We start from the raw sequence: 11,050 nt of genomic DNA on the forward strand, positions 1-11,050 counted from the left end.
GGGTGCGCTGAGGGGGTTCTTGCAAACATTTCCTTGTACCCGAGGTTTTGTTAGGCTCTGCCTAATCCCACACAGTCTGTGGGGGCAAAAACCCCTTATGCTCTTCTCTCTATTTTTTAAAGGGCACCACTATTTTGAGGGTTTCAAATAAAATATAGAAAGTAAAATAAGAACTGTTGATCTTACCACTGTTAAAAAAATTGATGAGGCAGCAAAGAGGTTTAAACAATCATGACGGCAATTTTGAAAAATTAGGTTGGTAAATGAACTATTTTTAATGAATAATTCGAATGGGAAGAATACCTTGAAATTTTAATTAAGACCAGCATTACAATGAGGAGTGCTGTGAAATTTCTAGGACACTCTCCAACCTCAAACTTCAACAAAAGAGCAGATTCTAGATGGAATAGAACCTGCTCTTATCATATTTTCAACATGCTGCATAGGGTGATTTTTTCTCACCCTCTTTCCAAAAAAGGACTACAAAAAATCACCCTACCCAGAATAACCATTTGCGATTATCATTGAAAGTGGAAAAACCAATAAATCTTCAAAGTTATTAAAAATGCAGCATTATAACATACTTTTAAATATCTGGGGAGGGGTAAAAAAATAACCCTCTCCAGATTCCACAAATTCAGCTATGATGAAGTCAACTCCTAAAGAAATAACAAACGAATCGTAGCTAAAAATACTTGTTTTGATATATTTTGCTAATTTTTATTGAATTATGAGACTAGTTAACGCTATAATAAAACTAACAAAAACGTGCGGATAGAAAAAAGACTTCAACTGTTTAAGTAGTGTACCACCACTCTTAAACCGTTCCCCCTAGTTACGGTAGGGAAAACACTTGTCGAAGTCTCTTGTTAATAGAGTTAGTTTTTCTATAAAATAAAACTTATGGTTTTATTTTATATGAAATTGACATCTATTTCAAGGGCTTAGTTCATCAAAATCACGGCATTGTTTTCCTTTCTTCAGGGAAACAGTGTCTTTTTTGTGTTCCTTAAAGGAGAAGATGAACAAATGAACAAGATATTAACTTGCTATTTACCCGATGTAAATACCTTCAACGGACGATTCAAATGGTTATGGAAAGAAAAGCCTACCCTTCGTAAAAAGAAAGAGGCGTTTTTAGAAACCCTTCGTACATACTTTAAACAACAACAAGAAGCCCTACATAAAGTATTCCCTAAAAAACGGATGGAAATGTTAGATTACGTGATTTATAACCTTGTTGCCACAGGTATTCAAGCCATTCACTCCAAAACACTTATGGAAAAGTTTGATGTATCCCAAAGTACCGTTTCTCGCTTTGTGAAATCGTTAAAGGAAACTCCATTTATGATCGTGGCCCGTTATATCAAAGAAGATACAACAGGTGCTCATCCAGATAGCTATGTGTTTATCCTTAAAAGCCATACGAATTTTGATCAAATTTGTGAGGAAATCTTTTTTGCACACGATACAACAGGCATTCAAACGCTTCAAAAAGAGGAAATGACAAGTCCTGTGACAAGTCCTGTGACAAGTCCAGAAAGTGCTAAAAACGTTGATACACCAAGCTTTGAGGACGAAAAAGCGTCGTCCCCCTTTATTAACCTTGATTTACCTAAAAATCATTTAAATAATCATTTAATATCTGTTTCACAGTCATTTGCTTATATTAAAGGTGTGCCTAAGAAAGTAAATAATGTGTACGCAGGGAAATATGGTCATCAACTAAAAGACTTTTATGCTCGTATTCAAAATGCTGCAAAAGCCGTAAAACGAGATACAGAGATTGAGATTGTGAAAGAGCAAGTACATGAAGTAGCTTATACAGCGATTGTAGGATTAGATAAATATGTGCATGAAGCGAATCGTAAGGGTACTCCCCTATCACTGGATAAAATGTGCCGTCTTGTTTATCAAATTGCTTACAATCAATTTACGAATCTACTTAAAGGGAATACAGAAGAACAATCATCTGAGTCAGACATACATACTGAAAGTGAAACGGCATCCCTATTTACGCCTAAACATATCATCCGTAAGGAAATCGTTCCTGCTTGGTTGAAAGCTCAAAAGGAGGAAAAGAAGTGCAAACAAGAAAAAGCTATTCCTCTAGATCAACAGCTAAAAATAATTGAATTAAAGCAGAAATTAGGGCAAGAACTAACGCCAGAAGAAGAAAACTTACTCAAAGAGCATAGTTCTACGTACAGTTCGTTAGAAATGGCGCAATTGAAACAAGATCTAGGACAAGCCTTAACACCTGAAGAACAGGCTTTATTACACGAACATGCCCAATTAAAGGACACAGTCTCGTAATCAAAAAATGAAGAAATCCCTTAGTAGCTGATGTTTAATAAGAGTATTATTATTTAGAACATACTTCTAAATAATCAATATATAAATCTATGTAGGAGGAGATCATTATGCCACATAAAATGACTCTAACAGGATCTGCGACAGGACCATTACGAGAATATGACCGTTACGTTGCCTTTGATATGCGAGAAAAAGGTTCACCTTCTGCGCCTAAAGGGTTAAAGAAGAGTACGTTTATTTCGTATACCGTGTTTGTTGCAAAGAAAGCCTTTAATAAAACCGGACTAACAAAAAAGAGTATTATGCATGAAAAAATCTTAATTCAAGGAGAACCAACGCTAGATATTCCAATTGATGAATGTCCTGGCGAAATAGGTGTTATCTGCTTCCAGATTACCGTTCTCCCGAATAAAAACGATAAAGAAGCCAATGAGTCAAATGATAAAAAAGAAGCGAAACAAGAGGCTTCTAAGGCACAGCAAGAGGTTGCTGCTACCAAGCAGGAAGAAAAACAAGAGCCTGTAGCAAAAGAAGCGAAAACGGTACAGCCAGAAGTGAACGAAACACCTGTTCAAGAGAAAAAGGCTGCACAATCAAAGAAGCAGCAACCTATTCAGCCAAAAGGGACAAAGGATGTCGTGAGTTTTGAGGACATTATCGTTCCTGAAGCCTTCTTAAAGACACGTCCAAACCCTGTGAAAACAGAGGAAGTCATTGAATTTGTGAAGCGTACAGGACACCTTGACAAGCCGTTAACGATTGAGAAAGGATCGAAGGTCTTAAAAGATGGCTATCGTCGTTATATTGTGGCCAAAACCATGAAAATGGACAACGTTCCAGTTGTCTATGACTATCAAAAATGAAGCATTTTTAGCTAAGAATTGCTAGTTATTCGTAATGGACAGCAAACAACTATAAGGTGTCCCCTTTCATAGTTGTTTACTGTCTATTTATCTTGAAAGCCACTTTCTACATATAGCTCATCTACTATATGATTTCATTTTCCATTTTTGATTATATTATTATAAGTCCTTAAATTAAAAAGAATGCTTTAGCTTTCCTTTTGGCTCTGTTAAACTTAATCATTTTATCTTTGATATATCATTAGTTGAATGAAGCTATTTTAGAGCTATTACCCCATTTGCGTATTCTGATATCCTAACTTTAGTTTAACTTAAGATGAACTTAAAAAAAGAATCCGTGTTTGTGAATAAAAAAGGAATTTATTTTTTAGTTAAAATGCATTTTTTGTTGAACTTAGGATTAACTTAAATGTATTTGAACAATAATTAAATCAATAATAAGTTTTTTCCGTTTCATTTTAATCAATAATGATAGTTATTGATTAAAAGATAAAACAATAATCTTATTCAGGAATTAGTTATTATATTATTATTGCTTTAAGATTTACATAGAAGAAGTTAGCAGTTAATATAGAATCAATAATGAGATAAGAACAATTTTATTAGAATCTACGTTAATAATCCCAGGGTACGTTTCACTTCAAAATTAATTGCATGATTCTTGTATTATATTAATTATTAATTAACATATGGAGGTGTAGTTATGTCTGAAAAATTGTACTTACCAAAAGAAGTGGTAAATATACTGGGTATCTCTGGAGATTTGCTTCGTAAATGGTGTGAAGAATTCAATATTATTACAGAGTGGACAGGCACTGATTATGGAAAAGGTCATAGAAGGTTTACAAAAGAGAATCTAGAGACACTTAACAGTATAAAGAAGAAAATTCATGAGCAAGGTTGGTCCTGGGATCAAGTGAAACAGTGGCGTAATGGTGAAGAAATGACTATTAATGACCACGTAGAACGGTCTATTTTAGAAAAGAAGATAGATCACCTAATTGAAGGTCAGAACCAACAAATAGAATTTAACAGGATTCTTTCAGAAAAATTGGAGCTTCTAACAAAGGAACTTATTTCTACTCAAAAAGAGTTAGCTATTGCAAATAAAGAAATTGCAGCAACAAAGCAGCAAATGATTGAAGTAAAAACAGAAAATAAAGACTTAGAAGCATACATAGAAAACAGCCTAAAAAAACGTGATAAAGTTCTTCTTGAAAACATTAGAAAAACTCAAGAAACGCTAAAAGATAATTCAGCTGAACAGGAGCTAAATCAAAACAAACAGAATTTTGAAGAACTGATAAATACTAATCTAAAAGAGTTATTAAAACAAAGAGATGAAGACCTTTTAAATGCATTTACTCATACTCAAAAAGAGTTGATTAAAGAACAAAATCAAAAGAAGACATTATGGCAAAAGCTATTCTCAAACTAGGAAAAATCATTCCTAGTTTTTTATTTTGTCAACTAATAAATAATAGAAAACAATAATGTCTTTATTTAATTATTTATCAATTTCATAAAAATATCTAAATCGGAATTTACTTATGATTGCTTTAATTATCATTTTAAGATTAATTTTATGGCTTAATTATAATGAAAATACTGTAAAATTATTGAAAACATCAACGTGCAAAAAATCAATAATTTAAAAGATAATTCATTTATTCTTTTACAAACACAACTCTAAACTGTTTTAAATTTAATAAAAACGGAAATGAATCATTATTGTTTTATTTCCGTTTTTGTATATTTGTAATTCCCTAAATAAAACAGGAATTAAAAAATAGATTTTTATTTAACAAAAGATTTAATCCTCTAAAAATAAAACTCTAACATTTATCAATGCCGCAATTAGCTCATTTGGCACCATGACAACTTTGTTATATCTAAATTATTGACTCAAATCCAATAGATATTACACTTTAAAATTAAGATAGCACTATTTAATGATTTATTAGATTAATCTCTTTAGATAGTTTATGTTTATATAGCTAAATGCATCGCTGAATCAGGAAAAACCATCACGCTGAGGGGAGAGGGAAAATATTTAATCTATGACGTTCGTAAATAGCTAAACATGATAATATCCACTCAATTGAGAATACCGATTACTATAGTAACAATAGCATTACAAGGTATAATATCTCGTTCTCTTATTAATTGAAGGTTTTAACGTATATACCTAGAATAGTTCTCTTGATAAGAGGAGGTGATCATATGTTGAGAGTCATAACCGCAGAAGCAGCATATACCACCGAAGAATTAGCTGATATACTTGGTTTGCCCATAGCAACTATACGAAAATACAACTTCCATTTTGCCAAAATTGGTGTGCAATTCACTAAAAAAAACGGTAGATTAGCTTATACGAACGACGACGTTACCATCTTTCATGAACTAAAAAGAATTTATGCTCATCCCGAGATAACCTTAGAAAAAGCCGTTATAACCGTTGCAAAAAAATTCAACCTAGTACCAGACACTCCACCAAACATTTCAACTGAAAAGCAAACCCTTAGCTTAGAATCACGTGAGGTACAAATGAAAGAGATACAAAGCTATATCGATGCCAAGTTTGAGGAACGCGAACGTCAATTAATCTCAATGGCTCGTGAAATTCGAGTGTTAAAAAAAGCACAACAACAAAAGAAGAGTTTTTATAAGTGGTTAAAAACCTTTTTTGAAAAATGATTTGCTAGAATGGTGGTATCTCGTTATCTAATATTCACACAAAAAAACCTTTTCCCTCTAGGTAAAGGTTTTTTGTGTGAAGTCTAATTTCAAAGAATACCGGTAACAAAGACCGCCCAATATGTATCAGTCTATAAGGCGGTCTTAACTGTATTCATGCTATATGATTATGACCAAAATATCGACATTATTCCAACTCTGCATAAGCAATATTTATATACTGTTTATTTTATAGTTTATTATATGTTGTAAATTAAGATTTTTGCCTGTTTTTTTATACAAAAATGTATAGTTTTTTTAGAATGCGTCCATCCTTTATAAAAAGGAGTGTGTTAGTATGCCTAAAATCACTAAAAAAAGTAAGTTAGGAAAATACCTAATGGGCAAGGGCTATACTCAAACCAAATTAGTTAAAGCAACTAATTTAAATAGACATACAGTTAGTAAAATTTATAATGACTCAGATTATATTCCATCTGGCTCAACCATAAAAAAAGTGATGAATATCTTAAAAAAACTTGACTCGAAGGCGAAAGTAGAGGACTTTTTTAACTTATAAGCCCTATCATAGGCAAATAGGGCTTATTTATTGCATTAAGGATAAAAAACTTTATAAAAGTTTACTAGCAATCTATATACAGAAGAAAATGAGCATACTACTCCAAGTCTTGATAAAAACGGTAAATTGGAAATTCCATCAGCTCTTTTTTGTCCTCATCGTGAAGAGTATCAAATAATTTCCTTGCTTCTGCCTTATTTTTTAACAATACTTCGCATGCAAAACATATTGTTTGCTCATTATTCATTTCTGCTCTTACTTGTATGTTATAAAGATCATTTTGTTCATCTTCTGATAATTCATGGTCTTGCTTGAGTTTAATGAGATAAACATTAACTTTTGCAATTTCATCTTTTGGATACTTAGCTAAGTATCGTTGGTTTAGATTAAAAGCAAGCTCTAAATAATTTCCATCGAGGGTTTTATCATAAAAGTCTATATACTCTAAAGAACAAGTAATTGTTAAGTCAGCTTGTATATCATGATGTTCATCGGCAAAAGATAATTTTACTATGTCAAAATCAAAGTTTGTATCTTTCACCATTTCTTCAATTTTTCGAGAAGCGAAAATGCTTACTTTTTGGTCATAATTTTCCCGATTATCAGATAACATAACAGGTTCAACAGTATCCTGCCCGTGATTACTAGCTACATCTGTTATAGACGAATATCTACCCGTTATTTTTAACGCTTCTTCACTATAAAGGTTAAGGAAACATCCATCTGCATATACTAATGCTAGTTTCACATATTTGGAAAGTTCAATATTGATTATCTCCGTTTTTTCTAGTTTTTCTTGATGAATATTTAGTAAGCTATATTGTTTATTTTTAAAGATATTGATTATAGCATTGAATAGGGAAGGGAAATCTTCCTTATCATCAAATATGTAATTTTCACTTATTCCAATTTGAGTACAAATATCTATCAGTTCTTTGTAGGATTCAATCTCTTCCTCAATTTGTTGGAGATGTCCCTTTAAATTTAATGTCCCACCAGATAACTGTAGAGATTGAAAAGGAAACTTATTGCGCTGTATGTAATAGTTTATTAATCGTAAACATTTCATATAGGAACCAAGGCTTTTTACTCTTTCTAGATGGAATAGACCAGATTTCTTTCTCCTGTCAAAATCCAACGTTAAAGTATCTTCTATAACGACCTTGAATCCCTTCTCTGTTTCAATGATTTGGTAAGTAACAAGGGTGGATTCATTGTTCATATAAACGACTTCGTTTTTTCCAATTTTCAACTCATCTATTTTAACTTCCTCCACTGGTAACTTAATACCGTCGTCTGGGATACCATATATGTGAATTATCCCTTCATATAAATTAAAAGCTTTCTTTTGCATGTTAACAAAATCTACTTTGTAAGGCGTAGATTCTTTGTTTTCAGATGTTTCAGTAGAGCCTGTTTGCTGTTTGTCTACCTCTTCTATAAATGTGTAACGTAAAGGATCTAAATCCCCATTTTTCATTTTTTTAAAATCAAAGGAAATAGATTTCTTTTCACTTGAACTAAGATGAGATAAGAGTGATCTAACTTTTAGTGGGGCTAATATTCGATAATACGCTAGCTGTTCAACAGTTGTTGTATCAGTTTCTAGATCTTTTACTGCAACCTTCTTTTGGGTTTTTGTTGTAACCATTCAATTCTCTCCTTCTTCATGATGAACATTTAAGTCGTTAAAAACTCATCGAATCCTAGTATAGCAACAACGAAAAAGCATTCGTTAGATAAATTAAATCCAACGAGTGTATTTCTCAGCTATTTCTTAGTCAATGAAATGGGTTTACTATCAAACAAAAAAATCCTGTTATATACAAGATTCTTGATCAAACATTATTATAAACAATCCAAGTCCAAACAAAATAAAATGAAAAAGGGCACTTTCCCGGCTAGGAAAGCACCCCCATGTCAAAACTTAGTACGTAACGGACTTTTATTATAACATAGGTTGCCCTCAAAAAGTAGAATGGCCTTATTATGGATAAAAGCGAAAAACTATTAATGGGTATTAAAAATATCTTGAGTGTAGCGTCTGATTTAATTGGTGGGCTAAAGAGTGCAGAAAAAGAATGTAAAACCCTGGAATAGAAAGTATTTATGAATCAAATAACCCAAGCAGAACAAGAAGTCTTTGCTCTTGATGGTCATTCTATTTCAGCAACACAAGACATTTTCCATAAAGAAGAGTGCACGATTAAGAATCAAAAAAGAAGTATCTTAAAGAAGTGGAATACATCATGCATGACAGAAGCTGTTCAACAGTTTCTGAATTTGTATCAAGAATCCTCACAAGAACTAATACGTACTTCTTAACTATAAAATAGCCTCTAAGGCTACAAAAGCAGGCTTAAGCCTGCTTTTTCTTATACAGAGAAAAGAGCATTCCTCTCAAATGAGAAATGCTCTTTCCTATAAGCATGATTTGGGTTATCAAACGTGAACCCACCGTTAGGCTGACCACTTATATCTTACTATCTATGATGATCAATGTCATCACTTAATATTTTGAAAATATAAATATTTGTGTAATTTTCGAACCAATAAAAAAAGGACTACCTTATCCCCAAAGGTAATCCTTTCTTTTTTATGTAGATTCTACACAATTTCATTTTACATAATTAGAATAAAAAAACCATCATTCTGTTATATTTCCTGACTTAAATTATCAAATGTTATTTTTACCTTTTTCATGAAAATAAAAAAGGACATTTCTTTTATGCCCTGTTCTCTCGTATCAGCCCCGCCTACGCTAAATACTATGACAGCCACTCATGCCATCCAACCTACCCTTATTATAAATGAAAGCGATTACAAAGTAAACTAATTAATTGAAATATTCTGTCTATTTTTCGTTGTGTCTAGTAGATTGAATAATTTCACATGTTATGAACAAACTACTCAAGAAGCTGTAAAGTTTCCATCCTTTAATCAAATAAATGTAGCAGAAAAAACAACTGAACGGACCCAGTTGTTTTTTCTGTTTTCAGGCTGTATATGATATACGGAGCTCCTTCTATAAATTGAGTAATATCAATGGGACTTTTTTATTTCAAGACACCAAGTAGCTAGTTTACATATATGCAGCTTTTTATACATCCCTGATATGACTGCGTTTACTCGATACCCAAGTGGGAGGAGGATGTATAAAAAGTGCACGTTATATATATGTCTTCAAGATCATCTTATATTGATTTATTTATAAAATTATTGTAAAATTATTCAGACTTTTTATAAATTAGTTTATGAATTCCCTCAAAAGCTACCTGTCCTGCAACGATGGGGTAGCTTTCTTTTTTATCAAAGGACATACCTTCTTATTACCCTATGTTAAATTAATTTTGATTCCATTTGAGGATGATAACCTCGGTCTTACTTGCCTCTCCTGTTTTGCAGAGTTCTTATATTTCTCCATGAGCTTGTGGATACTTGCTACCTGTATAATGCGGATGTGCTCAGAATTAACAGCATACCGAACAGGTGTAATCAAAATGATGGAAGGGAAGAGGGCGGGGCGATCTTCTGGCTGCCAATGTGATGCCTGCCATTCATCCGAAAAGAAAAACTCTTCATAGAGGTTAATCTTTGCTTGCATTTTCTGTTCTGAATACTGATTTCGTTGAATTTCAATCCAAAACGGAGAGCCTTTAAAAATACAAAAGAGATCCGGTTCAATCCCTCCTTTTCGTCCGGTGGGCTTATCTTCGACAATGACGTGTTTAGGTGTGCTATACGTACACATTTGTTTATAGATTTCCAAGATAGAAAGGAAATGTAGTATTTTTTGAGAGTTCTTTTTAATCTTCGCGTCTACGGGCAAGTAAACCATGGGAGAATACTGCTGTGTGCGTTCAATGAGTCCTAATCGATACAAACGCACCATGACACTATTACACGCATTTACAGGCGATTTCAGCTGTTTAAAGAAGAGTTCTACTAATGAGTCGCGATCCACAGCCCGAAACTGATTGATAAACCCAATGATGTCTTTATCACGCTGAGATAGTCGAAAACTCATCGCTGTTCCTCCTTCTCTAATAATCCAAAGATAGACTGTGACACCACCTCTAGTTGCGGTTCAGGATCTTTCACACGTGTTTTATAAGGGGAAAGCATTTCCTTACAAGCTTCTTCATCTAAGAAAGAGGCTTGAAACTCCTTCACGTCATCAATCTTAATTTTCATACGACCCCTGGCAGCTGCATCGATTTCTTCTGCCCCAAGTACGCCTGCCACCTTTGCATTAGTGGCATCGGCTTGCCTTCCAGAAATTCGTACCCGCAAGTTGGCTTTTAATGCTGAGTTTAATAAATCCGCATCTGGTCGCTGCATGGCAATAATCGTATGAACACCTAGTGCACGACCTTGGCTGGCAAACTGTTGAATCATCTCTACAAGGTCCGTTTCTCTCTTCACGATGGACATTTCATCAATTACCACAACGATACGAGGTAGCTTAAAAGGAAGCCTGCTGATGTGAGTCACGCCGTGCTCCAAAAGTAAGTCGCCTCGCCGATACATTTCAGCCCGAAGTAAGGAAAAAGGTTTTCTCATATCTTTCGCTTCAAAACAAAGCGTATCAACGTGATCAATTCCATGAAATAAT

Annotated in this window: 8 protein-coding genes and 1 pseudogene; 6 read left to right on the forward strand and 3 right to left on the reverse strand. The window is 33.4% G+C overall.

The window, feature by feature from the left end:
* The first annotated feature begins 1,029 nt into the window (after positions 1-1,029).
* The 5 genes from POF52_RS30560 (at position 1,030) to POF52_RS30580 (ending at position 6,435) form a co-directional block, all read left to right on the forward strand.
* The gene (locus POF52_RS30560; protein ID WP_271998018.1) at positions 1,030-2,316 is read left to right on the forward strand and encodes a replication protein; all 1,287 of its coding nucleotides are present in this window, start codon (positions 1,030-1,032) and stop codon (positions 2,314-2,316) included.
* A 107-nt stretch (positions 2,317-2,423) separates the two neighbouring features.
* Positions 2,424-3,179: a plasmid stabilization protein gene (locus POF52_RS30565; protein WP_271998020.1), complete on the forward strand. Its 756-nt coding sequence runs from the start codon at positions 2,424-2,426 to the stop codon at positions 3,177-3,179.
* A gap of 703 nt (positions 3,180-3,882) precedes the next feature.
* Positions 3,883-4,617 carry a MerR family transcriptional regulator gene (locus POF52_RS30570; RefSeq protein WP_055991825.1) on the forward strand — a complete coding sequence of 245 codons (735 nt, stop codon included), beginning with the start codon at positions 3,883-3,885 and terminating at the stop codon, positions 4,615-4,617.
* 785 nt (positions 4,618-5,402) lie between these two features.
* Entirely contained in the window at positions 5,403-5,876 is a 474-nt protein-coding gene (locus POF52_RS30575) for a MerR family transcriptional regulator (RefSeq protein ID WP_271998031.1), read from the forward strand.
* 337 nt (positions 5,877-6,213) lie between these two features.
* Complete coding sequence (locus POF52_RS30580) at positions 6,214-6,435, forward strand: helix-turn-helix domain-containing protein (protein WP_034656257.1); 222 nt, start codon at positions 6,214-6,216, stop codon at positions 6,433-6,435.
* A gap of 97 nt (positions 6,436-6,532) precedes the next feature.
* Here POF52_RS30580 and POF52_RS30585 read toward each other — a convergent pair whose 3' ends face one another.
* On the reverse strand, positions 6,533-8,086 hold the full coding sequence (locus tag POF52_RS30585; RefSeq protein ID WP_271998036.1) for a DUF4365 domain-containing protein: 1,554 nt from the start codon (positions 8,084-8,086) through the stop codon (positions 6,533-6,535).
* Between the two features lie 458 nt (positions 8,087-8,544).
* Between POF52_RS30585 and POF52_RS30590 the strand changes: the two genes are divergently transcribed.
* The gene (locus POF52_RS30590; protein ID WP_016766070.1) at positions 8,545-8,760 is read left to right on the forward strand and encodes a hypothetical protein; all 216 of its coding nucleotides are present in this window, start codon (positions 8,545-8,547) and stop codon (positions 8,758-8,760) included.
* A gap of 1,009 nt (positions 8,761-9,769) precedes the next feature.
* Here the strand turns inward: POF52_RS30590 and POF52_RS30595 are convergent.
* Entirely contained in the window at positions 9,770-10,462 is a 693-nt protein-coding gene (locus tag POF52_RS30595; protein ID WP_271998040.1) for a hypothetical protein, read from the reverse strand.
* Positions 10,459-11,050: pseudogene (locus POF52_RS30600) on the reverse strand (FtsK/SpoIIIE domain-containing protein); the annotation flags it as partial. The gene POF52_RS30595 and the pseudogene POF52_RS30600, both read right to left, overlap by 4 nt.

The organism is Priestia sp. AB, assembly GCF_028369225.1.
In the GTDB taxonomy this organism is placed as follows: domain Bacteria; phylum Bacillota; class Bacilli; order Bacillales; family Bacillaceae_H; genus Priestia; species Priestia megaterium.